This window comes from Pikeienuella sp., assembly GCF_046290545.1.
In the GTDB taxonomy this organism is placed as follows: Bacteria; Pseudomonadota; Alphaproteobacteria; order Rhodobacterales; family Rhodobacteraceae; genus Pikeienuella.
This window is the reverse complement of record NZ_JBKAGV010000018.1, coordinates 1-25763: the sequence shown is the minus strand read 5'-3', so window position 1 is coordinate 25763 and position 25763 is coordinate 1. Positions and strand designations below refer to the sequence as shown.

Sequence of the window (25763 nt, the reverse complement as noted above, 5' to 3'; positions counted from 1 at the left end):
CTTCACGCCGCCGCCCTCCGCTGGGCGGGAACGACCGCCGCATCCTCGATCTTCAGCGTCGCGCTGATCTTGCCCTTCCGCCCGTCCTCATAGGTCACTTCGGTTTCGGCGAAGATCTCCTTCGCCCCGGAATAGAGCGCCTCGATGATCGGCGCATAGCGCTCCGCGATGATGCTCCGCCGCACCTTCTGCGTCCGCGTCAGCTCGCCGTCATCGGCGTCGAGCTGCTTGTGGAGCACGACGAAACGGTGGATCTGCCCGCCCGCCAGCATCGGGTCCTCCGCCAGCGAGCGGTTCACCGCCTCCACATGCGCCCGGATCGTCTCGTAGACGCGCGGATGCTGCGCCAGCTCGGTATAGGAGGCGTAGGCGATGTTGTTCCGCTCCGCCCAGTTGCCGACGGAGCCGAGGTCGATGTTGACGAAGGCGCAGCACATCTCCCGCCCCGCGCCGAACACCACCGCCTCGAGGATGTCGGGGAAGAACTTCAGCTTGTTCTCGATGAACTTGGGCGCGAAGAGCGAGCCGTCCGCCATCTTCCCCACGTCCTTCGCGCGGTCGATGATGCGGAGGTGGCCCGTCCCCTCCTCGATGAAGCCGGCGTCGCCGGTGGCGACCCAGCCCTCCGGGTCCTTCGTCTCGGCGGTCTTTTCCGGCTGCTTGTAGTATTCGACGAAAACGCCGGGGGAGCGGTACCAGACCTCCCCCTTCTCGTCGATCCGCAGCTCCACGCCGGGCGAGGGCACGCCGACCGTGTCCGCGCGCACCTGCCCGTTCGGCTGCATGGTGATGAAGACGGAGGCTTCCGTCTGCCCGTAGAGCTGCTTCAGGTTCACGCCGAGCGCGCGGTAGAACTGGAATATCTCGGGCCCGATCGCCTCCCCCGCCGTATAGCCGAGCCGGACGCGGGACATGCCGAGCGTGTTCTTCAGCGGGCCATAGACGAGGAGATCGCCGAGCCGGTATTTCAGCCGGTCCATGAGTCCCACCGGCTTCCCGTCGAGGATGTCGGGGCCGACGCGCTTCGCATGGTCCATGAAGACGCGGAAGAGCCGCTTCTTCAGAGCGCCCGCATCCTCCATCCGGATCATCACGCTCGTGAGCAGGTTTTCGAACACCCGCGGCGGCGCGAAGAAATAGGTCGGCCCGATCTCCTTCAGGTCCGAGAGCATCGTCTCCGCGCTCTCCGGGCAGGCGACGGAGAAGCCGCAGACATAGGCCTGCCCCATCGAGAAGATGAAATCCCCCACCCAGGCCATCGGCAGATAGGCCAGCACGCTGTCCGTGGCGCAAAGATCGTCGAAGACGGAGGAGGAGCGGGCGGCGGAGAGGATGTTGTCATGGCTCAGCACCACGCCCTTGGGCTTGCCCGTCGTGCCGGAGGTATAGAGCATAACGCAGGTGTCGGCGCCCCTGGCCGAGGCGATCAGCGCGTCGAGCTCCTCCGCCCGGTCCGCCCCCGCGCGGCCGCGCGCCTGCACCTCGCCGAAGGCGTGGAGCCGGTCATGGTCATAGCGCCGGAGCCCGCGCGGCTCGACATAGATCATCCGTTCGAGCGCGGGCAGCCGGTCCTTCACCGAAAGGAGCTTGTCCACCTGCTCCTGGTTCTCGACCACGGCGAAGCGGGCGCCGGCATGGTCGAGCACATACTGCATCTCCTCGGCCACGCTGTCCTGATAGACGGGCACGGGCACCGCGCCGCACATCTGCGCCGCCGCCATCGCCCAGTAGAGGCGCGGCCGGTTCTCCCCGACGATCGCCACCCTGTCCCCGGGCGCGAGGCCGAGATTGAGGAGGCCGAGCGCGAAGGCGCGCGCCTCCTCCCGGACCTCGGCCCAGGTGGAGCTCTGCCAGATGCCGAACGCCTTCTCGCGGCTCGCGGGAAGGCCGGCCCGCGCGGTCGCGTTCCAGTCGAGGATTTTCGGCAGCGTATCGAGCGCCTCCGGCGGCGCGACATGGTCGCCCAAACTGAACCCTCCCTGTTCGCCCGTCGTTGCGGGCCCTCTGTCATTTTATGTCAGAGCGGGCGGAAAGTGCGCAGCATTCTTGCCGCGGTCAAGCGCCGGAGGGCAGGAATTTCGAGATTCCGGAGGAAGCGTTGCGGAACAAGAGCCTGCATTGCGCCGCCCGTAACGCGAAACGCGCGCCGGTCGCCCGGCGCGCGCAGAATCATTGGCCTTGCGGCGCAGGGTCAGGCGTCGGCGCGGGCCTTGCCCCCGTTTCCGCGGCGGCCCTCGATGGTCTTCATCCCGCCGATCTCGATCTTCCGCGGCTTCAGCGCCTCCGGCACCTCGTGGACGAGGTCGATATGGAGAAGCCCGTTCTCCATCGTCGCGCCCGTGGCGCGGACATGGTCGGCAAGCTGGAAGCGGCGCTCGAAGCTCCGCTCCGCGATGCCGCGGTGGAGATATACGGGGGCGTTCTCGCCCTGCTCCTGCGCCTTGCCGCCCTTGACGATCAGCACGCCCTCGCGCGCCTCGATGTCGAGGTCGCCCATGGAAAAGCCGGCGACGGCGAGCGAGATGCGATAGGCGTTCTCGCCCGTCTTCTCGATGTTGTAGGGCGGATAGGCGGGCTGCGCGCCCTCGGCAGTCAGCACCTGGTCGAGCAGGTTGGCGAAGCGGTCGAAGCCGACGGTGGAGCGATAGAGCGGGGAAAGGTCGAACGTGCGCATGTCAGTTGTCCTCCTTGGAGCGATCCTGATGCGGCGCCCCCTGCCGGGCGGCGCCTCTCTACGTCTTCGCCGGGCCCCGTCCGGGCGCCCGACATAAGGGAAGTAGGAAGGCGAAATCGCCGCTTCAAGAGCCCCGCCAACGCCCCGCGCAACCGGCTCCCCTTCCCCGCCGGGGAGAGGGATGGGGAGGGGGCGCAGCCGCCTCTCGCTAAGCCTGAAACAATCGATCACGACTTTTTTCTTTTTAAATCAATGCTCCGAGGTCGATTTCCATGGAAATCCTCCGAATCCGCCCTCAATCCGCCGCCAGAACGGGCCCGAGCGCCGCGTCGAGCGCCACCGCGAACGCCGCCTTCTCCCCCCGCCATCGCCCCATCGCGGAGACGACGGCGACGACGCGCCACTCCCCCTCGACCCGCCGGAAGACCGGCGCGCCGGAGACGCCCCAGGTCACGTCGCAATCCAGCACCGCCACCGCGCCCCGCCGGGCGAGGACGCCGCAGGGCGATTGCAGGGAGGGGATTTCCGGCCGGTCCCGCGCATAGGAGAGGATCGTCACCTCGTCCCCTTCCTCGATCCCCGGGGCGAGGCCGAAGGGCGCGGGGGCCAGCGGCTCCGCAAGCCGCACGAGCGCGAGATCGGCGGCGATCTCCTCCATCCCCGCCTCGGGGTCGTAGACGTAGTCGGGGTGGATCGCGAACCGCGCCCCCTTGGCGAAGCCCTGATGCTTCATCATCCGGTAGCCCGCGACGAAGGTCAGCCGCTCGGGGCGCCGCTCCACCCCCGTCCGCGGCGCATAGAGGCAATGCGCGGCGGTGACGACGAGATCGGGCGCGATCAGCGCCCCCGAACAGAACCCGCCGCCGAGATTGAGCCGCCCCGCCGCGTTCCACTCCGCCTGCTCATGCGCCGGCAGGATCGCCCGCCCCTCCGCCGCCGCGGCGAGCGGCAGCAGGAGAAGGAGCGCGAGCGCCCTCAGCACAAGCTGGGCGGCTTCGGCCCGCCCGTCGCCCAGTCGATCAGCTCCACCGTATGGACGACGGGAACCTCCATCGCCGAGCCGATCTGCATCATGCAGCCGATATTGCCCGCCGATATGACCTCCGGCTTCGTCGCCGCCAGGTTCGCCGCCTTCCGCGCCTTGAGCTGCGCGCTGATCTCCGGCTGCATCAGGTTGTAGGTCCCCGCCGACCCGCAGCAGAGATGCCCCTCCGCCGGCTCCACGACCTCGAACCCCATCTTCCGCAGGAGGGTCTTCGGATGATCCTTGATCTGCTGCCCGTGCTGGAGCGAGCAGGCCGCGTGATAGGCGACGCGCAGCTTCGGCGCCCCGCCCGTCGGCTCCGGCGCGAGCTTCACCAGCACTTCCGAGACATCCTTCGCCAGCCCCGCCACCTTCGCCGCCTTCTCCGCATAGGCGCCGTCCGTCCGGAACATGTGCCCGTAATCCTTCACCGTCGTGCCGCAGCCCGAAGTGTTGATGACGATCGCGTCCAGCCCCTCCCCCGCCATCTCTCTTTCCCAGGCGTCGATGTTCTTCGCCGCCGTCGCATGGCTCTCCTTCGTCTTGCCCATGTGATGCGTGAGCGCGCCGCAGCACCCCGCTCCCTCCGCGATCACCACATCGCAGCCGAGCCGGGTGAGAAGCCGGATCGTCGCCTCGTTGATGTCGGTGTTGAGCGCCCGCTGCGCGCAACCCGTCATCAGCGCGACCCGCATCCGCCGCGCGCCCTCCGCCCTGTGGACCTGCGGCTCCTCCATCCGGCTCGGCGGCGGCATGGATGAGGGCGCGAAGGCGACCATGGAGCGGAGCTTGCCCGGCAGCATGAACGCGAAGGGCTTGGCGAACCGCGCCCCCAGCATCGCGAAGCGGAACCGCATCGGATAGGGCAGGATCCGCGCCAGCAGCCAGCGCAGCGCCCGGTCGCCGAGCGGCCGGCGATAGGTCTCCTCGATATATTCGCGGGCATGGTCGACAAGATGCATGTAGTGGACGCCCGAAGGGCAGGTGCTCATGCAGGCGAGGCAGGAGAGGCAGCGGTCGATATGCTTCACCGTCTTCTCGTCCGCCGGGCGCCCTTTCTCCAGCATGTCCTTGATGAGGTAGATGCGCCCGCGCGGGGAATCCAGCTCGTCCCCCAGAACCTGATAGGTCGGGCAGGTCGCCGTGCAGAACCCGCAATGGACGCAGGTCCGGAGGATCTGGTTCGACCGCTTGATCGCAGGAACTTCGAGCTGTTCGGCAGTGAAGGAGGTTTGCATGGCCGCGCTTTCAGATCAGGGAGGCGAAGACGAGGCCGAACATCGCCGACAGGGCGAGATAGACGGCGGAGAACACCCCCCTCGCCGTCCAGACCCGCTCGAACCGGCCGAGATAGAGGTGATAGAGCATCCCCGCAGCCGCCGCCGAGATCAGGCCGACGGCGAAGGCCGCGAGGCCCTCGGGCTCGACTCCGAGGACGGGGCCGTCCGCGATGATCGCCACGAAGACCAGCGAAGCGGCAAGGGCCAGCCCGACCTGCGCCAGGAACGCGCCGCGCTTGCGGTCGGACATGAGCGTGAGCGCGCCGAAGGCGGCGGCGGAGGCGAGGGCGATCAGGGCGGCCTGCGGCAACATCGAAGCTCTCTCCTTTAGGGTCCCATCCGGCCCGGGTTCAGGACGGATTTCGGATCGAAGGCGGCCCGAAGCCGCGCCTCCAGCGCGGCGATCCCCGGCGCCGCCGGCTCGAAGGGCTCGACCGCCGCGCGCGTCGCCGCGGCGGCGCGCACGAGCGTCGCATGGCCGCCGCGCGCCCGCGTCTCCGCACGGATCAGCGCCGCGCCGGCGTCGCCCTCCTCCGGCGTCAGCAGCCAGACGAGCCCGCCGCCCCAGTCGTAGAGCGCTGCGAACTCCCCCTTCGCCTTCAGCGCCGAGACCAGCTTCGGCCCCTCCGAAGGCTTGACGGAGACGCGCCAGACGGCCCCCTCCAGCCCGTGGAACCCCGCCACGTCCCGCACCCCGCGCCAGAGCGCCGCGCTCGCCTCCCCGCTCACGATCTCGGCCTTGCCGAAGGGCGAGAGCAGCCGCGCCAGCGCCGGCCCGCGATGCGCGATCTGCGCCGCGAAACCCTCGACGCGGACGAGCGTCCGCCCCTCGCCATGCGCCGCCCCGGTCACATCGTAAGGCGAGCCGAGCGCGGCGGAGAGCGCCTCGACCGCCCGCGCATCGTCCAGCCCGCTCAGGACCACCGTCGCCTCCGCCTCCGGGATCGGCAGCACCTTGAAGGCGATCTCTGTCAGGAGCCCCAGCGTCCCCCAGCTTCCCGCCATCAGCTTCACGAGGTCGTAGCCGGTGACGTTCTTCATCACCCGCCCGCCATTGGAGACGACCTCGCCCCGCCCGTCGATCAGCCGCACGCCGAGCATCGCGTCCCGCGCCGCCCCCGCCTGGATGCGCCGCGGCCCGGAATTGTTCATCGCCGCGACGGCGCCGAGCGTCGGCTCCCCGGCGGAGCCGAGCAGCCCGCGATGGTCCATCGGCTCGAAGGCGAGCCGCTGCCCTTCCCGCGCCAGCGCCGCCTCGACCTCGGCAAGCGGCGTCCCCGCCCCGGCGACGAGCGTCAGCGCGCCCGGCTCATGCAGCGCGATCCCCGAGAGCGGGGCCGTGGAGACGGCCCGCGACGCCTGAACCGGCCGCCCGAGCGCCCGGCGCGTGCCGCCGCCGACGATCTCGACAGGCTCGCCAGCCTCATGCGCGGCGGCGATCTCCGCCGCGAGCGCAGATTCGGCGGCGGCGTAGGGCGCAGTCGTCAAGCCGCCATCCTCCGCCCGGCCGTCACATGCAGCGGAAACACCTTCGCCGGGTTAAGGAGCCAGCGCGGGTCGAACGCGTCCTTCACCCGTAGCTGCGCCTCGAGATCCGCCGCTGCATATTGATGCTCCATCAGGTCCCGCTTCTCCACGCCCACCCCGTGCTCGCCCGTGAGGCAGCCGCCGACCTCGACGCAGAGCTTCAGGATCTCCGCGCCGAACGCCTCGCACAATTCGAGGTCGCCGGGCTTGTTGGCGTCGAAGAGAATCAGCGGGTGCATGTTCCCGTCCCCCGCATGGAAGACATTGGCGACGTCGAGCCCGAACTCCTTGCTCATCTCCGAGATCCGCCGCAGGACGAGCGGCAGCGCGGAGACGGGGATCGTCCCGTCGAGGCACATGTAGTCGTTGATCTGCCCCATCGCGCCGAAGGCGGCCTTCCGGCCTTTCCAGATCGCCGCGCTCTCCTCGGCGCTGCGGCTCTCGCGCATCTCGCGCGGGGAATGCCGCGCCGCGATCTCCCGGATCTTCGCCAACTGGTCGTCGATCTCCGCCTCCGAGCCCTCGACCTCGACGATGAGCAGCGCCTCCACGTCCGGATAGCCGGCATGGGCGAAATCCTCGCAGGCGCGGATGCAGGGCCGGTCCATGAACTCGATGGCGACGGGCAGAACTCCGGCCCGGATGATGTCGGAGACGCAGGCCCCCGCGACCTCGTTCGCGTCAAAGCCGAGGAGGATCGGCCTCGCCCCCTCCGGCTTCGCCAGAATCCGGAGCGTCGCCTCGGTGACGACGCCAAGCTGCCCCTCCGAGCCGCAGATCACGCCGAGAAGGTCGAGCCCCGGCGCGTCGAGCGCGGGCCCGCCGATCTCCAGCACCTCGCCCTCCATCGTCACCATGGTGACGCCGAGGAGGTTGTTGGTCGTCACCCCGTATTTCAGGCAATGCGCTCCGCCCGAATTCATCGCGATGTTGCCCGCGATGGCGCAGGCGAGCTGGCTCGAAGGGTCGGGCGCGTAGAAGAACCCCTCCGCCTCCACCGCCCCGGTGACGGAAAGGTTGGTGCGCCCCGTCTCCACCCGGACGAAGCGGTTGGCGTAATCCGTCTCCAGCACCCTGTTCATCCGCGCGACGCCAAGGATCACCGAATCCGCCGTCGGCAACGCCCCGCCCGCGAGCGAGGTGCCGGAGCCGCGCGGCACCACCGGCACGCGCTCCTCATGCAGGATCCGGAGCGCGGCGGCGACCTCCGCTGTGGAAGACGGCAGGATCACCGCGAGCGGCGGGCAGCGATAGGCGGTCAGGGCGTCGCATTCATAGACGCGCACCTCCTCCTCCGCATGGATCACCGCGCCGGGGGAGAGCGCGGCTTCGAGCCGCGCCACGATCTCCGCCTTGCGGGAAAGGATGCGCGCCTCGGGTTCCGGCATCTGCATGGCTCAGGCTCCTTCCTTCGCTTCGCCGCCCATGATGGCGCCCCCGCGCCGCGCCGCAAGGCGCCCGTTGCGCGCGGGCCGCCGCCGAAGCACTCTCCGGCCATGACCGGATCGCTCCCCGCCTGGCTTGACGCCCTCTCCCCGCTCGACTGGGCGGCGCTCGCCTTCGCCGTGTTCCTGCACTGGGGGACGGGATGGGTGGTGACCCATCACCCGCGCGGCTGGCGCTCGACCGGGGAAATGGTCTCGGCCTATCGGCTGCAATGGATGCGGCGCGCCGCGCGGCGGGAGGTGCGGATCGGCGATGTCGCGCTCCTCGGCCATCTCCGCTCCGGCGCGAGCTTCCTCGCCTCCATGACGATGTTCGCCATCGGCGGCGCGGTCGCCCTGCTGGGGCAGATGGAGCTGCTCGAATCGGTCGCCATGGGCGTGGCGGGGGAAGTGGATTCCTCCCGCCCGGCGCAGCTCGCGAAGACGCTCTGTCTCATCGCCTTCCTCGTCTACGCCTTCCTCAAGTTCGTCTGGTCGCTTCGCGTCTTCGGCTACGGGCTTGTTGTCCTCGGCGCCCTGCCAGGGGACCGGCCGGAGGATACGGAGGAAGAGATCGAGAACGAGGCCGCCCGCAGCGCCGCGATCAACCGGATCGCCGCCCGCAACTTCAACGAGGGGCTGCGCGCGATCTATTTCGCGCTGGCGACGCTGGCCTGGTATCTCGGCCCCGTCCCCTACATGGTCGCGTCGCTTCTCGTCGCCGCGATGCTCTTCCGCCGCGAATTCGGCAGCGAGACGCGGGCGGCGCTCCGCTTCCGGAGCTTCCGGGGATAGGGCCTTTCGCAGGGCCCCGGCCCTGAGCCGGGGCCTCGAAGAACAATGCGCGCCCGGAACTGCGGGGGCCCGGATCAAGTCCGGGGCCGGAAGCGCCATGGCCCGGCTCAAAGGCTCGCCGCGCCCGCAAGCCCGGCCTCCTTCGCCCGTTTCAGCGCGAGCGAGGCGACCGCAAGGTCCTGCAGGCCGACGCCCGACCCGTCGAACAGCGTCACCGCCTCCGGCCCGCTCCGACCCGGATGCGCGCCGTTGATGACGGCGCCCACCGGCGTGACCGCCTCCGCCGCGATGAGCCCGAGCCGGAGGGCATGCTGCGCCTCCCCGATCGTAACGCTCTGCGAGGGCTCCTCAGCGAAGACTTCGGCGCGGGCGAGAAGCGCGGGATCGACCTCCTGCTTGCCGACAGTATCCGTCCCCATGCAGGCGAGATGCGCGCCGGGCTTCACCTCTTCGGCCATGATGAGGGCCTCATGCGCCGAGACGATGGTGACGATCACATCCGCTTCCGCGCCGAGCCGCGCCCGCTCCACCGCCTCGAAAGGAAGCCCGAGCGCCGCCGCCGCATCCGCGAGGCGCTTGAGCTTCGCCTCGTCGCGGTTCCACGCAATCACCCGCTCGAAGCCACGCGCGGCCGCGACCGCCCGGAGCTGGAAGAGGGACTGATGCCCGGCGCCGAGAATCCCAAGAACCTTCGCATCCTCCCGCGCCAGATGCCGGACGGAGACGGCCGCCGCCGCCGCCGTCCGCACCCCGGTGAGGTAATTCCCGCCGACGATCGCCGCGAGCCGCCCTGTCTCCGGCTCGAAGAGCGCGACGACCGACTGATGGTTGATGAGCCCCTTCGCCGCGTTGCCGGGGAAATAGCCCCCGGCCTTCACGCCGAGGAGCCCGCCCGGCTCATCCATCCCGCCCTTGAAGCCGTAGAGCGCGCCATGCGCCACGGCCTCGCGGACGACGGGGAAGTTCCGGGCCTGCTCCGCGGCCATGGCCGCGAAGGTCGCCTCCACGGCGGCGAAGGCGTCCGCCTCCGTCACCAGCTTCCGGCAAAGTTCCTCGGAAACGAAGGCGACCTCGTGCGCCATGCTCAATAGGCCTTGCCGCGCGCGGAAACGGGCCAGACCGTCTCCACCTTGCCGTCCCGCACGCCGACATACCAGTCATGGACGTTGCAGGTCGGGTCGCAATGGCCGGGGACGAGGCGGAGCTTGTCGTTGACCTTCAGCACGCCCTGCGGGTCCTCGATCACGCCATGCTCGTCCGAGCACTTCACGTACTTCACGTCCGTCCGCCCGAAGATCACCGGCAGCCCGCTGTCCACCGACTGCGCCTTGAGCCCCGCATCGCAGATCGCCTTCTCCGCCTTGGCGTGGGACATGACGGAGGTGAGCAGGAAGAGCGCGTTCTCCCACTCGCCCTGGTCGATCCGCTTGCCGTCCCTGTCGAGGATGCGGCCGTAATCGGCGTCCATGAAGGCGTAGGAGCCGCACTGGAGCTCGTTATAGACGCCGGAATTGCCCTCGAAGTAATAGGAGCCGGTGCCGCCGCCGCCGACGATGTCGCACGCGATCCCCTCGGCCTTCAGCGTATCGACCGCGTCCTTCACCATCGCCACCGCGATGTCGATCTTCGCCTTCCGGTCCTCATACTTGTCCATGTGCTGCATCGCGCCCTGATAGGCCTGGATTCCGGAGAACTTGAGCCCCGGCGCCGCCCCGATAGCCTTGGCGAGCGCCACGACCGCCGGCGTCGTCGTCACGCCGCAGCGTCCGGCGCCGCAATCGATCTCGACGAGGCATTCGATGGTCGTGCCGTGCTTCTGCGCCGCCGCCGAGAGGTCCGCGATGTTGGCGAGGTCGTCGACGCAGCAGATCGCCCGCGCGCCAAGCTTCGGGATGCGGGCGAGCCGGTCGATCTTCGCGGGGTCGCGCACCTGGTTGGAGACAAGCACGTCCTTGATCCCGCCGCGGGCAAAGACCTCGGCCTCCGAGACCTTCTGGCAGCAGACGCCGCAGGCGCCGCCGAGCCGCTCCTGCAGCTTCGCGACGTCGACCGACTTGTGCATCTTGCCGTGGACGCGGTGCCGCACGCCCATCTCCTTCGCGAAGCGGCCCATCTTGGCGATGTTCCGCTCCAGCGCGTCGAGATCGAGGATGAGGCAGGGCGTCTGGATTTCGGATTCGGCCATGCCCGGCACCGCGGGAATGTCGTATCCGACCTCGTAGCCTTCAAAGGTCGTTGGGGCGTTCATGATCGTTCCTCCCGTCAGGACTTGAGCCAGGGCAGCTTGTCGAGATCGACATTGCCGCCGGTGATGACGACGCCGACGCGCTTGCCGGCGAAGAGATGCTTGTTGCGGAGAATGGCGGCGAGCGGCACGGCGCAGGACGGCTCCATGACGATCTTCATCCGTTCCCAGGTGAGGCGCATGGCGGCGACGATCTCCTCCTCGTCGGCGAGCAGCACATCCTCCACATAGGTCTTCACGAAATGCCAGGTCCGCTCCTTGAGCGGCACCTTGAGCCCGTCCGCGATGGTCACCGGCGCGTCATAGGCGACGATCTCGCCCGTCTTGAAGCTCTGGTAAGCGTCGTCCGCCGCCGTCGGCTCCGCCGCGTAGATCTTCGTCTTGGGCGAGAGATGCGAGAGCGTGAGGCAGGAGCCGGAGATCATCCCCCCGCCGCCGATCGGGGCCACCAGCGCGTCCATCGCGCCAAGATCCTCGAACATCTCCTTCGCGCAGGTCCCCTGCCCCGCGATCACCCGCGGGTCGTTGTAGGGATGGACGAACTCCGCCCCCGTCTCCTCCAGCACCCCGGCGAAGACCGCCTCCCGCGAGGAGGTGGAGGGCTCGCATTCCACCACGCGCCCGCCATAGCCGCGCACCGCGGCCTTCTTCGGCTCCGGCGCCGTCCGCGGCATGACCACCGTGCAGGGCACGCCCCGCCGCCCTGCCGCGTAGGAGAGCGAGAGCCCGTGATTGCCGGAGGAATGCGTGGCGACGCCGCGCTTCGCCTCCTCGTCGGAGAGGCCGAACACGGCGTTGGAGGCGCCGCGCGCCTTGAAGGCGCCGGCCTTCTGGAAGTTCTCGCACTTGAAGAAGAGCTCGGCCCCGACCATGCGGTTGAAGGTCTCGCTCGTCAGGATCGGCGTGCGGTGGATGTAAGGCCTGATGCGCTCATGCGCGGCCTCGACATCGGCCCAGACCGGCAGGTCCATATCATCCTCTCCCCTCATCTCACGCCGCCTTTCTTTCCGCAGGCTTCGCCGCCGCTTTCCGATAATGCGCCTGCGCCGCCGCGACGCCGGAGCCGAGCTCGACCTTGAGGCCAAGATCGGCCATCGCCATCTCCGCCGCGGCGAGGCCCGAAAGCGCCATCACGTCCGTCATGGCGCCAAGATGCCCGATGCGGAAGAGCTTTCCGGCGACATCGCCGAGCCCGACGCCGAAGGAGACGTCATAGGCGTTGAAGGCGTGCGCCGTCAGCCGGTTTGCGTCGAAGCCCGGCGGCGTCATCACCGCGCTCACCGTGTCCGAGGCGATCTCCGGCCGCGCGGCGCAGAGCGGCATCCCCCAGGCCGCGATCGCGGCGCGCACACCGTCCGCAATCCGGCGGTGGCGGGCGTAGACATTGTCGAGCCCCTCCTCCAGCAGCATCGTCGTGGAGAGGCGCAGCCCGGCGAAAAGCTGCGTCGGCGGCGTGTAGGGGTAGGAGCCGGTGGCGCCCGCCTTCAGCATGTCGCGGAAGTCGAAGAACCAGCGCGGCAGCTTCGCCTCCGCCATCGCGCCCTGCGCCTTCTCGCTGACCGCGACGATGGCGAGGCCGGTCGCGAGCATGAAGCCCTTCTGCGAGCCGGTGACGGCGACATCGACGCCCCATTCGTCCATCCTGAACGGGATCGAGGCGATGGAGCTGACCCCGTCCACCAGCAGGAGCGCGGGGTGCTCCGCCGCATCGAGCGCGGCGCGGACGGCGCCGACATCGCTCGTCACGCCTGTCGCCGTCTCGTTATGGGTGACGAGGACGGCCTTGATCTTCCGCGCCTTGTCGGCGTCCAGCCGCGCGGCCATCTCCGCCGCCGGCGCCGCCTCGCCCCAGGGCGCGTCGATCACCTCGACATCGAGGCCGAAGCGCCGGCACATGTCGATCCACTTGTGGGAGAACATGCCGTGCCGCGCCGCCAGCACCCGGTCGCCGGGCGAGAGCGTGTTGGCGAGCGCCGCTTCCCAGCCGCCGGAGCCGCTGGAGGGGAAGGTGACGATCCCCGCATTCTTCGCACCGAAGACGATCCGGAGATCGGCGAGGAGCGACGGCAGCATCTCAGCGAAGGCGGGGCCGCGATGGTCGATCGTAGGCGCGGCCATCGCATGGCGCAGCGCCTCGGGGATGTTGGTCGGCCCGGGAATGAAGACCGGATTCAGGCCCTTCATGGCGCGTCCTCCTTGTTCTTGTTGCAATGGGAAATACCCTGATTCGAGCGCATCTGCAATTTTTCTGGAATGATTTTCCAATATCGAAAAATATGTTTTATGCCATTGAAAATATGAATATATATTATTTCCATAGACTCGCACTTTCCGAGTTCGGAAAAATATCCTATCGGATACGCGAGGCGATGTGGAAGGAGACGGCATGGACGGCGCGATGCGGAAGACGCGCGGGCGCCCCCGCGGAGCGGGGGGCGAGGCGGGCTCGGTGCAGACGCTGGAGCGGGCGCTCTCCCTCCTTTCACTCCTCTCCCGATCCGAAAAGGCGACGCTGACGGAGCTCGCCCTCCGCGCCGGCGTGCCGCCCTCCTCAGCCCATCGCCTGCTGACGACCCTTCAGGCCGCGCGCTATGTCGAGTTCGACGAGCCGACCGGGGAATGGAGCGTCGGCGTCGAGGCGTTCCGCGCCGGCGCCGCCTTCCTCCGCCGGACCCGCGTCGCCGAGGCGGGGCGGGAGGCGATGCGCGCCCTTGTCGAACAGACGGGCGAATCCGCCAATCTCGCCGTGCCGGACGGCCCCGAGGTCGTCTTCGTCGGCCAGGTGGAGACGGCGCAGCCCGTCCGCGCCTTCTTCGCGCCGGGGATGCGCGCGCACATGCACGCCTCCGGCATCGGCAAGGCGCTTCTCGCAGCGATGGGCCGGCCAGCGGCGGAGCGGCTCCTCCTGAAATCCGGCCTTCCCGAATTCACGCCCAAGACGCTGACGAGCCCGCAGGCGCTCTTCGACGATCTCGAGTCAATCCGCGCCCGCGGCTGGTCACTCGACGATGAGGAGCGGTATCTCGGCATGCGCTGCGTCGCCGCCCCGGTCTGGAACCATCATGGCGAGGCGGTGGCCGGGGTATCGATTTCCGGCCCCGCCGCCCGGCTCTCGCCCGAGGCGACGGCGGAATTCGGCCCCGTCGTGCGCCGCGCCGCGGCTTCGATCACGGAGCGCATCGGCGGCGCGCCGCCCGCGACGGGCTGGGGGGGCTGACCGGCGCAGGACGGGCCGCCTCAGGTCGCCTTCCGGTCGTCCACGATCTTCATCCGCGCGACCCCGCTCTCCCCGAGCGGCACGGAAGCGAAGGGCCCGCCGTGACAGAACTGCGCCGGGTCGGAAGGGTCCGAGGCTGGCGCAGCCGCGAGGATCTCCGCCGCGAACCGTTCCGCGTTGTCCTTCGGCCGATAGCCGAGGAAATGCGCCGCCGAATTGTCCACCGGCGCGCGGTCATTGTCCGAAACGCCGTAGATCACCGTGAACCCCGTCACCGGCGTATCGATCGCGCGCGTGACGAGATGGATGAGGTCATCATAGCTCAGCCATGTCCCGAGCGCGCGCGGCCCTGTCACCTGCGCGCAGGAAAGGATGCGGAGGCACACCGCCTCCAGCCCCCGCTTCTCCCAGTACATCCGCGCCAGATCCTCCGCGAAGCACTTGGCGAGGCCGTAGAACGTGTCCGGCCGGTGCGGAACGTCCGTCCCGATCCGCTCGGTCTTCGGATACATCCCGACGGCGTGGATCGAACTCGCATAGACGACGCGCCGCACCCCGTTCCGGTGCGCCGCCTCCCAGATGTTATAGGCGCCGACGATGTTCGGCCCGAGGATTTCCTCGAACGGCGCCTCGTCCCCGATCGCCCCGAAATGGACGACCATCTCCGCCCCTTCGAGCAGCGGCCCGATCTGCGCGAGGTCCGCGAGATCGGCCCGCACATAGCGCTCGCCCGGATAGAGCGCGCCGAGTCCCTCCGCGATATCGGAAGACACAAGCTCCTCGCAGAGCTTCGTCAGCGGCTCCCGAAGCCAGGAGCCGAGCCGCCCGGCGGCGCCGGTGAGAACGATGCGTTTCATGGTCCGTCTTTCCCTTGGGGTCAGATCACCGCGCTTTCGGGGATCGGCCGGTTTTCCGCGATCCGCCCGAAGCCGAAGGGCGAGAGATCGAGGCTGCGATACTCGCCATACGCGATCCACTCCGCCAGCCCGCGCCCCATCGCCGGCGCCTGCTGGAGCCCGTGGCCGGAGAAGCCGTTCATGAAATGGAAGTTGCCGACCACGGGATGCGGCCCGGCGATGGCGTTCCGGTCCAGCACGTTCATCGCGTAATGCCCGATCCAGGCGCTCGTCACCTTCACCGCCTCGAATTGCGGGATGCGCGTGGCGATGATGGGCCAGGCGTGCTCCTCCCAGAAACCGTGATCCATGGTGAAATCGTCCGGCTCCGCGGCCGGGTCATGCTCCGGATGGCCGCCGGCGAGATAGGTCCCGCCCCCGTTCTCCCGCACATGCACGCCCGAAGGGTCGATGGTCAGCGGCAGGTCGCGGTCGAGCGGGCGCTCCGCCTTGAAGATCCAGGAATACCGCTTCCGCGGCTCCACCGGCAGGTCGATCCCCGCCATCCGCGCCGTCCGCGCCGCGCGCGGGCCCGAGCAGTTGACCACATGCCCGCAAGCGACCTCCGCCCCGCCCGCCAGCCGCACGCTCCCGACCCGCGTTCCGGCGGCGTTCAGCTTCATCGAGACGACCTCGTCCGCCACATACTCCGCCCCCCGCTCCCGCGCGAGGCGGCGCAGCCAGTCGAAGACGGCCGCGCCGTCCCAATAGCCTTCGTCTTTCGTGTTGATCGAGCCGAGGAGAATGTCATCGACATTGTAGAACGGATAGGCCGCCGCGATCTCCTCCGCAGTCAGCAGCCGCGTCTCCGCCCCCACGGCCAGCTGGATCGCCTGCGCCGCACGGAGATGGGCGGCGAAGGCCTCATTATCCGCAAGGTAGAGATAACCGAAATTCCGGATGGGCAGGTCCGGGATGCGCTCGTCCCCCATCCGCTCCCGCAGGTTCTTCACGTAATCTGCGGTGAACTGGCTGATCCGGATGTTGAGCTCGGTGGAGAATTGCTGCCGGATGCAGGAATTCGTATGCGCCGTCGAGCAGGCCGCGTAATCCGGCGCCCGTTCGAGAACGAGGATCGAGCCGTCGAAATCCGGATTCTCGGTCAGGAACCAGGCGGCGGCGGAGCCCATGATCGCGCCGCCCACGATCACCACGTCATAGGCGCTCTTCTTCGGCGCGGAGGCGAAGCCGGGGGGAAGCTGCATCGGGCTGATCTTTCCTCCTCGCGCCGGAATCGCCCGGCGCGGGCCGGAGAACGCCATATCGGCGCGGCGGCGGCAAGGGCGGCGCATTGACAGCCGCGCCCCGCCCGCCATCGTTGAGGCGCCGGAAGCGGGAGCCGCCATGACCGAACACCATCGCCATCTGAAGACCGTGGAGCAGCGCCTCCTCTGGCTCTCCCACTGGATGATCCATCACGCCAACCATGTCCGCCCGAAGGAGGACGCGATCAAGATCGGCGGGCACCAGGCCTCCTCCGCCTCCATCGTCTCGATCATGACGGCGCTCTATTTCTCCGCCCTCCGGCCGGAGGACCGGGTGGCGGTGAAGCCGCACGCCTCCCCTGTCTTTCACGCCATGCACTACCTGATGGGGAGCCAGAGCCGGGAGAAGCTGGAGGCGTTCCGCGGCTTCGGCGGCGCGCAGAGCTATCCGAGCCGGACGAAGGACGTGGACGACGTGGATTTCTCCACCGGCTCCGTCGGCCTCGGCGTCGGGATCACGGCGCTCGCCTCGCTGGTGCAGGACTTCATCGCCGCGAAGGAGTGGGGCGAAGGCGCGCCCTTCGGCCGGATGATCGCGCTGGCGGGAGACGCCGAGCTCGACGAGGGCAATGTCTACGAGGTCCTCCAGGAAGGCTGGAAGAACGACCTCCGCAACTGCTGGTGGATCATCGACTATAACCGCCAGTCGCTCGACGGGATCGTGCGGGAAGGGCTCTTCGACCGGATCGAGCGCATCTTCTCCGCCTTCGGCTGGGATGTGGTGAAGGCGAAATACGGCGCGCTCCAGCGCGCAGCCTTCGCGGAGCCGGGCGGCGAGGCGCTGCGGAGCTGGATCGACGCCTGCCCGAACGCCGAATACGCCGCGCTCACCTTCCGGGGCGGCGCCGTCTGGCGCGCGCGGCTGATGGACGATCTCGGCGACCAGGGCCCGGTCTCCGCCCTCATTGCGCGGCGCTCCGACGCGGAACTCGCCGCGCTGATGGAGAATCTCGGCGGCAACTGCGTCTCGACCATGGCGGAGGTCTTCGCCTCGGTGACGCATGACCGGCCGACCTGCTTTCTCGCCTACACGATCAAGGGCTGGGGCACCCCTATCGCCGGCCACAAGGACAATCACGGCGGGCTGATGACGGCGAAGCAGTTCGCGGAATGGCAGGCGCACATGCGCGTCCCCGAGGGCGCCGAATGGAAGCCCTTCGCGGGGGTGGAGGATGAGGCGGGCTTCCGCGCCTTCCTCGCCCGCGTCCCCTTCTTCGCCGCCGGCCCGCGGCGGCTCTCGGACGCGCGCCTGCCCGCGCCGCGCATCGCCGCGCCGGAGGATCGGGAGATTTCCACCCAGGCCGCCTTCGGCAAGATCCTCGACCAGCTGGCGCGGGGCGACAGCCCCCTCGCCGCCCGCATCCTCACCACCTCGCCGGACGTGACGGGGACGACGAGCCTCGGCCCGTGGGTGAACCGCCGGAAGCTCTTCGCCCGCGCCGCCCTGCCCGACGCCTTCATCGAGCATCGCATCCCCTCCCTCGCGAAATGGGAGTTCACGCCCGCCGGCCAGCATGTGGAGCTCGGCATCGCGGAGATGAACCTCTTTCTGCTCCTCGCCGCCGCCGGCCTCTCCCATTCGCTCTTCGGGCGGCGGCTCATCCCCATCGGCACGGTCTACGATCCGTTCGTGAGCCGCGGGCTCGATGCGCTCAACTACGCCTGCTATCAGGACGCCCGCTTCATGATCGTCGGCACGCCCTCCGGCGTCGCACTCGCGCCCGAAGGCGGGGCGCATCAATCCGTCGCCCAGCCCCTGATCGGCATGAGCCAGGACGGTCTCGCCGCCTTCGAGCCCGCGTTCGCGGACGAGCTGGCCGTGATCATGGAATGGGCCTTCGACTACATGCAGAGGGATGGCGAGGGCGACCCGGACGAGCGGACCTGGCTCCGGGACGAGACGGGCGGCTCCGTCTATCTCCGCCTCACGACCGCGCCGCTCGAACAGCCCGCGAGGCGCGGGGGCGAAGCCTTCCGGCAGGGCGTGATCGACGGCGCCTACTGGCTGCGGGAGCCGGGGCCGAACGCCGCCGTGGTCATCGCCTATCAGGGCGTGGTGGCGGAGGAGGCCGTCGCGGCTGCGGGCCTGATCGGGGAGGTCAGGCGCGATGTCGGCGTCCTCGCCGTCACCTCGGCGGACCGGCTGAACGCGGGCTGGACGGCGGCGCAGCGCGCGCGGGCGCGCGGGGCGAAGGGCGCGCGGAGCCATGTCGAGGCGCTGCTGGAGCCGCTGCCGAAGAGCTGCGCACTGGTGACGGTGGTGGACGGCCACCCGCTCACCCTCTCATGGCTCGGCGGCGTCGCCGGGCACCGGACGATCCCGCACGGGGTCGAGCATTTCGGGCAGACCGGCACGATCGGGGACCTCCGCCGCCATTTCCGGATAGACCGGGAATCGCTGGCCGAATCCGTCGCCGGCCTCACCGCCGGCGCCGAACCCGCCCTCGCCCCGCGGAAGGCGGGCTAAGGCGCAGACCGGGGCTCCGGCGCATCCTCCCTCACGCCGGGAGGGGCGAGAGGACGGCCGACAATCCAACGACGCGGCCAAAGGCGGCCCCCGTTGCCGGGCCCGGTCCGCAAGCAAGATGGATAGGTCGGGCGCTCCCTTTCTCGGATCGAGCCGGAGGCGGAAACCCCACCTCTACGCCCCGATTCCAGTCGCCGAAAAAATTTCGAAATTTTTGATTGCCGTATGATTCCAGAGGGTTGACCCCTCTGCTCACTGTGTGCACACGCTCGGGCGCCCCCCGCGCCTCACACCTCCAGCCATTCCTTCCGCACGTCCGCCCGGCCTTTCAGCTCCGTCGGCGTCCCCTCGAACTGCATCCGCCCGTGGCCCATCACATAGACCCGCTGCGCGATGTCGAGCGCGATGGAGAGCTTCTGCTCGACGAGGAGGATGGCGACGCCGCGGCGCGCGATCTCCTTCAGAAGCTCGCCCACCCGCGTCGTCATCTGGGGGGAAAGGCCCTCGGTCGGCTCGTCGATCATGATGAAGTCGGGGTCGCCCATCAGCGTGCGGCACATGGTGAGCATCTGCTGCTCCCCACCCGAAAGCACGCTCGCCTCCACATCCGCCCGCTCCCGGAGGTTGGAGAAGAGCGCGAACATATCTTCCATCGACCAGCGGCCCGCGCCATCCTTCTGCCCGGGCTTGAGGCCGAGGACGAGGTTCTGCCGCGTCGTCATGCCGGGGAAGATGTCCCGGTTCTCGGGCACGTAGCCAAGGCCGAGATTGGCGATCTCGAAGGGCTTCTTGCCCGCGATCTCCTGCCCCTTGAACAGGACCGAACCGACCGGCTCCACCGCCCCCATCACCGCCTTGCAGGTGGTCGAGCGGCCGACGCCGTTCCGCCCGAGCAGGGCGACGATCTCCCCCTCCTCCACGTTCATGGTCACGCCCTGGAGGATGTGGCTCTTGCCGTAATAGGCGTGGAGGTCCGTCACCTTCAGCATCTCAATGCTCCGCTTCGAGGGCGGCGCCGAGATAGGCCTCCTGCACCTTCGGATTGGCGCGCACCGCCTCCGGCGTTCCCGTCGCGATGATCTCACCGTAGACGAGCACGGAGATGCGGTCGGCAAGGCCGAAGACCACGCCCATGTCGTGCTCCACCATCACCAGCGTCTTGCCCTTTGTCACCTCGCGGATGAGGTTGACGATGTAATCCGTCTCCGAATGGCTCATGCCCGCCGTCGGCTCGTCCAGCATGATGACGTCAGCGCCGCCGGCGATGGTGATCCCGATCTCCAGCGCCCGCTGCTCGGCGTAGGAGAGAACGCCCGCCGGCAGGTCCCGCCGCGCCGTCAGGTTGATCTGCTCGAGGATCTCCTCCGCCCCCTGGTTCAATTCCCGGCTGCGGGAGACGAGCGACCAGAAGGAATACCGATGCCCCTGCGCCCAGAGGAGCGCGCAGCGCACATTCTCGAAGACCGACATCTTCGGGAAGATGTTAGTGATCTGGAAGGAGCGGGAAAGGCCGAGCCGGTTGATCTCGTAGGGCGCGAGGCCCGTCAGGTCCTTCCCGTGCAGCCGGATCGCGCCCGAAGTCTTCGGGAAGCGGCCCGTGATGAGATTGAAGAGCGTGGACTTGCCCGCTCCGTTCGGCCCGATGATCGCATGCCGCTCCGCCCGTCCGATGGAAAGGTCCACCCCGCGGATGATCTCCGTCTTGCCGAAGGACTTGCGGAGGCCCTCGAGCTCCAGCGCCGCGCTCATGCCCGCCCCCGCGGCGCCGTGTTCGCCTCGTCCCACGCCGCCTTCAGCCCCGGCGCCCCGCGCCGCGCGAGCCAGAAGCCGGCGGCCGTCACCGCCAGGACCGCCGCCCATGCGACCGGCGAATGGGAGGAGACCTCCATGAAGAAGAGCCCCATGGCCTCGTCTCCCTCCGCGGCCTCCCGCGCATGGAAGAGCATCTCCGTCACCCCGGCGAGGCCGAGCCCGCCGATCACGCCGGGAAGGAGCGTCGTGAGATAGGGCTTCACAAGGTGCCCCATCTTCCCCAGCCGCCACGGCGCGACATGCATGGCGAGGAGCCCGGCGAGCCCGCCGGGAAAGAACATCACCGTCGCAACGAAGATCGCGCCGACATAGAGCTGCCAGAGCTCGGTATGGAGCTTCAGCACCGTGGCCAGCAACGTGAAGACGATGGCGCCGATGATCGGCCCGAAGAAGAAGCCGACGCCGCCGAGGAAGGTGACGAGCAGGATCATGCCGGATGTGGCGAGGTTCAGGTTCTCCTCCGTCAGGATCTCGTAGTTGATGGCGAAGAGCCCGCCCGCGATCCCGGCGAAGAAGCCCGAGGCGCAGAAGGAATAATAGCGCACCCAGCGCTGCGAATATCCGAGGAACTCCGCCCGCTCCGGATTGTCCCGCACCGCATTGGCCATGCGGCCGACAGGGGTGCGGGAGAAGAGATACATAAGCGCGGCGGAGAGCATCAGCCAGAAGGCGGTCAGGTAATAGACCTCGATCTGCTGGAGGAATTCGACGCCGAAGACCGGAATGCCGTAGGTCCGGTCCCCGCTCACCCCCTCCTCCCCGCCGAAGAACACCACCACGATGACGGAGCAGGCGGCGATCAGCTCGCCGACGCCGAGCGAGATCATGGCGAAGACCGTCCCCGCCTTCCGCGTGGAGAAGGAGCCGATCAGCATCGCGAAACCGAGGCCGAACAAGCCGCCAAAGAGCGGCAGGAGCGGCAGCGGCATGGAGATCCCGCCGTCCTCCATCCAGTTCATGATGTGGACGCACATGAACCCGCCGAGACCCATGTAGACGGCATGGCCAAAGGAGAGCATGCCCCCCTGCCCCAACAGCATGTTGTAGGCGAGCGCGAAGATGATCGTGATCGCCATCTGGTTCATGATCGTGATGGCGCTGTTGTCCGTGAAAACGAAGGGCATGACGGCGAGGAACAGCGCCGCCATCAGCCATGGCGCGAGCGCGGCGAGGCTGAGGCCCCCGGCGGCGGCGCGCGTGCGGGTCTGGTCGAGCGAAGTCATACGTCGCGCTTCCCGAAAAGGCCGTAGGGCCGGAAGACAAGCACCATCACCATCAGGAGATAGGGCAGGATCGGGCCGACCTGCGGCAGCGTGAGCGACCAGAGATCGCGAAAGAGGCTCTCAGAAAGATCTTCCGGCGGCGTGAAGCCGAGCCCTATCAGCACGTCCATCATCCCGACATTGTAGGAGGCGGCGAAGGTCGTCACCCAGCCGATCAGCAGCGAGGCGACGAGCGCGCCCCAGAGCGAGCCGAGCCCGCCGACGACGATGGTCACGAAGACGATGGAGCCGAGCACGATCGCCATGCCGGGGAAGGTGCCGAGCACCGGCCCTGCGATCACCCCCGCCACCCCGGCGAGCGCGGTGCCGACGCCGAAGACCCCCATGAAGATCAGCGGCACGTTATGGCCCAGCGTTTCCACAGTCTGCGGATGAGAGAGCGCGGCCTGGATGATGAGTCCCACCCGGCTCTTCGTCAGAACGAGCAGAAGCCCGATGAAGATCGCCATCGAGATGAAGATCATGAAGACCTTGTACGCCGGGATCGAATTGCCCGAGATCGAGAAGAGCGCGAAGTTCAGCGCCTCCGGCGCAAGGAAGGGCACCTGCGCGCGCCCCCAGAAGAACTGCACGATCTCCTCGATCAGCAGCGCGAGGCCGAAGGTGAAGATCAGCTCCGGCACATGGCCGTATTTGTGCACCCGCCGGAGCCCGTAGCGCTCCACCAGCGCGCCGAGCACGCCGACGATCAGCGGCGCGATCAGGAGGCCCGGCCAGAAGCCGACCGATTTCGAGATCTGATAGGCGAAATAGGCGCCGAGCATGTAGAAGCTGGCATGGGCGAAATTCAGCACGCCCATCATCGAGAAGATGAGCGTCAGCCCGCTCGACAGCATGAAGAGCAGAAGGCCCGTCACAAGCCCGTCGATGAGATTGACCAGAACAAGGTCCATCGGCCCGCGCCTCCCCGCCCGGAACATCTTGAAGGTAGCGCCCGCCCCGGTAGGGCGGGCGCCCGGCGCCTCTTACGGGCGCTCCATCTCGCAGGTCGTCGCAATGTCCGCCGAGGCGTTCTTCACGGTCGATTCGACGACGAGGCCATAGCCCGAATTGTCGTAGTCGAAGACGACGCCGTCCTTCGTGTGCTTGAAGATGTGCACGTCCTGGATCAGCTGGTGGTCGTCGGGGCGCATGTAGAGCTCCCCGCCCCAGATCGATTCGTGCTTCATGCCTTCGAGCGCCTTGCCGACGGCGACGACATCATCCGCGGTGCCCGCCGCCTCGATCGCCTTTGCGAGCATCTCCACCGTGTTGGCGATGCGCGGCTGGGATACGTTGCCGTCCGGATACTTCGCCTTGAAGGCCTCGACATAGGCGCTCATCCGCTCGGAGGCCGGCGGGTTGATCGCGCCCTCTGAGACGAGGCGGAGCGAGCCGTCGCCCGCCGCGCCGAAGGCGGCGGTGATGCCGTCCGCCGCGGCGTAGTAGGTGTAGATCGGGCCGGTGAACCCGTTCTCGAGGATCGCCTTGCCGAGGCCCAGCATGTCCGTGCCCCAGTTGCCGGTGATTACGGCGTCCGTCCCGGCTGCCACGATCTTGCGGGCATAGGGCGTGAAGTCCTTCACCTTGCCGATCGGGTGCAGCTCGTTGCCGACGATCTCGATGTCCGGGCGCTTTTCCGCCAGCATCGAGGTCGCGCCGGCGGCCACCGCCTTCCCGAAGGAATAGTCCTGCCCGATGACATAGACCTTCTTGATCGCGTCATTGGCGGCGATCACGTCGGTCAGCGCGTCCATCTTGATGTCGGCATGGGCGTCGAACCGGAAGTGCCAGAAATTGCACTTGTCGTTCGTCAGCGCCGGGTCGACGGCGGAGTAGTTGAGGAAGAGCACCCGGCTATCCGGATTGCGCCGGTTGTGTTTGTCCACCGCCTCGGTGATCGCGTTGGCGACGCCGGAGGAATTACCCTGAACGACGAACCGGATGCCCTGGTCGATGGCGACCTGGAGCTGGATCAGGGATTCCTTCGGACTCGTCTGGTTATCGAAGGGCACGATCTCGAAGGTCTTGCCGCCGAGCACGCCGCCCGCCTTGTTCACCAGCTCCTCGGCGGCGAACTCGTACTGGTGGAGGCCGTTGACGCCGGTGGCGGCGAAGGGGCCGGAGAGCGGATCGATGAAGGCGATCTTGATCGCCTCAGCCGAAGCCGCCGACGCGGCGATGGAAAGCGCGGCGAAGACGCCGAGCGAAAGGCGCGAAGCCCGTTTCATGCGCAGTCCTCCCAAATTGTCGCGGCGCGGTTCGCCGCGCTTGCCTCTGGAGCCCAGATTGCGGCGGAGCGTCGCACATCGGCGCGGAAGGTCAAGCCTTACGCTACGTCCACAAGGCGCATTTCTCGCCAGGGCCCCGGCATATCCTTTTTGCATTGCAGCATCTTAGCCGGCGCCGGTGCGGAAAGGCGGCGCTCTGCGCCTCCGGGTCTGGCGCCGTTGCGCGAAGCCGCTCTATCCTCCGCCAAGTCCGAACGAGGAGCCATCATGAGCGCATTCGACAAGCCCCGCCTCGCCCGCATCGACGACTGGATGCGCCGATATGTGGAGATGGGCCGCTTCCCCGGCTCCACCTTCCTTCTTGCAAAGGGCGGCAAGGTCGCGCATCGCGCCTCGGTGGGCTTTCGCGACGTCGCGGGGAAGAAACCCTTCGGGGAGGAGACGGTGGCGCGCATCTATTCGATGACGAAGCCCGTCGTCTCGGTCGGAATCCTGATGCTGATGGAGCGTGGCCTCTTCCATCTCGACGCGCCGGTCTCCGCCTTCCTGCCGGAATTCGCCGAGCCCCGCGCGCTCCGCCCCGGCGCGAAGAGCGTTGAGGAAGCCGAACCCTGCGCGCCTCCGACGCTGCACCATCTCCTCACCCATACGTCCGGCCTCACCTACGGCTTCAACCCCGGCCCGCTTTCGGAAGCCTATGCGAAGGCGGAGATCAATTTCGGGCCGAACGCGCCCGTTCCGCTCGCGGAGATGACGAAACGCCTCGCCGCCCTGCCGCTCGCCTTCGCGCCCGGCGCGCGCTGGGAATATTCTCACGCAACCGACGTGCTCGGGCGGGTGATCGAGGCCGTGGGCGGAAAGCCGCTCGACGAATGGCTGGAATCGGAGATCTTCGAGCCGCTTGGCATGGTGGACACCGGCTTCGCCGTTCCGGACCGGAAACTGGACAGGCTCGCAACGCTCTACACGGCGCTCCCCGAAGGCGCAGGCCTCGCGCTTACGCGCGTGCAGGACGGCGCTATGCGCGTGGTGGAGACGGCGGAGGGCTCCGCATGGCGCGCGCCGCGCTGCCTTTCGGGCGGCGGCGGGCTCGTCTCCACCATCGACGACTATTTCCTCTTCGCGGAAATGATCCGGAAGGGCGGCGCGCATGACGGCGCGCGGCTCCTCTCCCCGGCGACCGTCGCCTTCATGCGCCGGAATCACCTGCCGGGAGACATCGCCTCGATGGGCCCGAAGAGCTTCGCCGAGACGGCGATGACCGGGGTCGGCTTCGGGCTTGGCGGGTCGGTCGTGCTCGACCCGGCGCTCTCCCATGCGCCGGGCAGCGTCGGGGACTTCTCCTGGGGCGGCATCGCCTCAACCGTGTTCTGGACCGATCCGGTCCTCGACCTGACGGCGATCTTCCTGACCCAGCTCACGCCGTCGTCCGCCTATCCGGCGAGGCCGGAACTGAAGGCGCTCGTTCACGCCGCCATCGCCTGAGTCCGGCGCAAACGAAAAGGGCCGCCCCGGAGGGCGGCCCTTCGTATCGCCGGTACGGCGATTACTCGATGATGGTGCCGACGACGCCGGCGCCGACGGTGCGGCCGCCCTCGCGGATGGCGAAGCGGAGGCGCTCCTCCATCGCGATCGGGGCGATGA

23 protein-coding genes are annotated in these 25763 nt (G+C 68.4%); 4 read left to right on the top strand and 19 right to left on the bottom strand.

Annotation, left to right across the window (positions count from 1 at the left end; translation table 11 throughout):
* Positions 1–2 precede the first annotated feature (2 nt).
* The 7 genes from ACE37J_RS21070 to ACE37J_RS21040 form a co-directional block, all read right to left on the bottom strand.
* The gene (locus ACE37J_RS21070; RefSeq protein ID WP_409715574.1) at positions 3–1967 is read right to left on the bottom strand and encodes an AMP-binding protein; all 1965 of its coding nucleotides are present in this window, start codon (positions 1965–1967) and stop codon (positions 3–5) included.
* Positions 1968–2191: 224 nt separating this feature from the next.
* Positions 2192–2674, bottom strand: coding sequence for an Hsp20 family protein (locus ACE37J_RS21065; protein ID WP_409715571.1), 483 nt, complete (start codon positions 2672–2674; stop codon positions 2192–2194).
* 295 nt (positions 2675–2969) lie between these two features.
* Entirely contained in the window at positions 2970–3656 is a 687-nt protein-coding gene (locus ACE37J_RS21060) for a trypsin-like serine peptidase (RefSeq protein WP_409715568.1), read from the bottom strand.
* Positions 3650–4936, bottom strand: a complete 1287-nt coding sequence (gene glcF / locus ACE37J_RS21055) for a glycolate oxidase subunit GlcF (protein ID WP_409715565.1) — start codon at positions 4934–4936, stop codon at positions 3650–3652. Before glcF ends, ACE37J_RS21060 begins: the two co-directional genes overlap by 7 nt.
* A gap of 10 nt (positions 4937–4946) precedes the next feature.
* Complete coding sequence (locus ACE37J_RS21050; protein WP_409715562.1) at positions 4947–5291, bottom strand: hypothetical protein; 345 nt, start codon at positions 5289–5291, stop codon at positions 4947–4949.
* Between the two features lie 14 nt (positions 5292–5305).
* Positions 5306–6466, bottom strand: a complete 1161-nt coding sequence (locus ACE37J_RS21045; RefSeq protein ID WP_409715559.1) for an FAD-binding protein — start codon at positions 6464–6466, stop codon at positions 5306–5308.
* Positions 6463–7899, bottom strand: a complete 1437-nt coding sequence (locus ACE37J_RS21040) for an FAD-linked oxidase C-terminal domain-containing protein (protein WP_409715556.1) — start codon at positions 7897–7899, stop codon at positions 6463–6465. The genes ACE37J_RS21045 and ACE37J_RS21040 overlap by 4 nt, the downstream gene beginning before the upstream one ends.
* 102 nt (positions 7900–8001) lie before the next feature.
* Between ACE37J_RS21040 and ACE37J_RS21035 the strand changes: the two genes are divergently transcribed.
* Positions 8002–8724, top strand: a complete 723-nt coding sequence (locus ACE37J_RS21035; protein ID WP_409715553.1) for a DUF599 domain-containing protein — start codon at positions 8002–8004, stop codon at positions 8722–8724.
* 107 nt (positions 8725–8831) lie between these two features.
* Here ACE37J_RS21035 and ACE37J_RS21030 read toward each other — a convergent pair whose 3' ends face one another.
* The 4 genes from ACE37J_RS21030 to bhcA are packed head-to-tail and all read right to left on the bottom strand — an operon-like array spanning position 8832 to position 13153.
* Complete coding sequence (locus ACE37J_RS21030; protein WP_409715550.1) at positions 8832–9806, bottom strand: ornithine cyclodeaminase family protein; 975 nt, start codon at positions 9804–9806, stop codon at positions 8832–8834.
* Positions 9807–9808: 2 nt separating this feature from the next.
* Positions 9809–10972: a 3-hydroxy-D-aspartate aldolase BhcC gene (gene bhcC, locus ACE37J_RS21025; protein ID WP_409715547.1), complete on the bottom strand. Its 1164-nt coding sequence runs from the start codon at positions 10970–10972 to the stop codon at positions 9809–9811.
* 14 nt (positions 10973–10986) lie between these two features.
* Positions 10987–11958, bottom strand: coding sequence for a beta-hydroxyaspartate dehydratase BhcB (bhcB, locus tag ACE37J_RS21020; protein WP_409715543.1), 972 nt, complete (start codon positions 11956–11958; stop codon positions 10987–10989).
* Position 11959: 1 nt separating this feature from the next.
* Complete coding sequence (bhcA, locus tag ACE37J_RS21015) at positions 11960–13153, bottom strand: L-aspartate--glyoxylate aminotransferase BhcA (protein WP_409715540.1); 1194 nt, start codon at positions 13151–13153, stop codon at positions 11960–11962.
* A gap of 202 nt (positions 13154–13355) precedes the next feature.
* On the opposite strand from bhcA, the gene ACE37J_RS21010 reads away from it, so the two are divergent.
* Entirely contained in the window at positions 13356–14186 is an 831-nt protein-coding gene (locus tag ACE37J_RS21010; protein WP_409715537.1) for an IclR family transcriptional regulator, read from the top strand.
* A 20-nt stretch (positions 14187–14206) separates the two neighbouring features.
* Here the strand turns inward: ACE37J_RS21010 and ACE37J_RS21005 are convergent, their stop codons facing one another.
* Both ACE37J_RS21005 and ACE37J_RS21000 read right to left on the bottom strand, forming a co-directional pair.
* The gene (locus ACE37J_RS21005) at positions 14207–15043 is read right to left on the bottom strand and encodes an NAD-dependent epimerase/dehydratase family protein (RefSeq protein WP_409715534.1); all 837 of its coding nucleotides are present in this window, start codon (positions 15041–15043) and stop codon (positions 14207–14209) included.
* Between the two features lie 20 nt (positions 15044–15063).
* Complete coding sequence (locus tag ACE37J_RS21000) at positions 15064–16287, bottom strand: NAD(P)/FAD-dependent oxidoreductase (protein ID WP_409715531.1); 1224 nt, start codon at positions 16285–16287, stop codon at positions 15064–15066.
* A gap of 139 nt (positions 16288–16426) precedes the next feature.
* Between ACE37J_RS21000 and ACE37J_RS20995 the strand changes: the two genes are divergently transcribed.
* Positions 16427–18814 carry a transketolase gene (locus ACE37J_RS20995; RefSeq protein ID WP_409715528.1) on the top strand — a complete coding sequence of 796 codons (2388 nt, stop codon included), beginning with the start codon at positions 16427–16429 and terminating at the stop codon, positions 18812–18814.
* Positions 18815–19101: 287 nt separating this feature from the next.
* Here the strand turns inward: ACE37J_RS20995 and ACE37J_RS20990 are convergent, their stop codons facing one another.
* The 5 genes from ACE37J_RS20990 to ACE37J_RS20970 form a co-directional block, all read right to left on the bottom strand.
* Positions 19102–19803: an ABC transporter ATP-binding protein gene (locus ACE37J_RS20990; protein WP_409715525.1), complete on the bottom strand. Its 702-nt coding sequence runs from the start codon at positions 19801–19803 to the stop codon at positions 19102–19104.
* 1 nt (position 19804) lies between these two features.
* Complete coding sequence (locus ACE37J_RS20985) at positions 19805–20563, bottom strand: ABC transporter ATP-binding protein (protein WP_409715522.1); 759 nt, start codon at positions 20561–20563, stop codon at positions 19805–19807.
* Positions 20560–21849 carry a branched-chain amino acid ABC transporter permease gene (locus ACE37J_RS20980; protein WP_409715519.1) on the bottom strand — a complete coding sequence of 430 codons (1290 nt, stop codon included), beginning with the start codon at positions 21847–21849 and terminating at the stop codon, positions 20560–20562. Before ACE37J_RS20980 ends, ACE37J_RS20985 begins: the two co-directional genes overlap by 4 nt.
* Entirely contained in the window at positions 21846–22802 is a 957-nt protein-coding gene (locus ACE37J_RS20975; RefSeq protein WP_409715516.1) for a branched-chain amino acid ABC transporter permease, read from the bottom strand. The genes ACE37J_RS20980 and ACE37J_RS20975 overlap by 4 nt, the downstream gene beginning before the upstream one ends.
* A gap of 72 nt (positions 22803–22874) precedes the next feature.
* Positions 22875–24119 carry a branched-chain amino acid ABC transporter substrate-binding protein gene (locus ACE37J_RS20970; RefSeq protein WP_409715513.1) on the bottom strand — a complete coding sequence of 415 codons (1245 nt, stop codon included), beginning with the start codon at positions 24117–24119 and terminating at the stop codon, positions 22875–22877.
* A gap of 267 nt (positions 24120–24386) precedes the next feature.
* Here ACE37J_RS20970 and ACE37J_RS20965 point away from each other — a divergent pair, with 267 nt between their 5' ends.
* Positions 24387–25604: a serine hydrolase domain-containing protein gene (locus ACE37J_RS20965; RefSeq protein ID WP_409715510.1), complete on the top strand. Its 1218-nt coding sequence runs from the start codon at positions 24387–24389 to the stop codon at positions 25602–25604.
* A 61-nt stretch (positions 25605–25665) separates the two neighbouring features.
* On the opposite strand, the gene ACE37J_RS20960 is transcribed toward ACE37J_RS20965, so the two are convergent.
* Positions 25666–25763, bottom strand: a 98-nt coding sequence (locus ACE37J_RS20960; RefSeq protein ID WP_409711254.1) for a hypothetical protein, incomplete at its 5' end; no start/stop codon positions are given.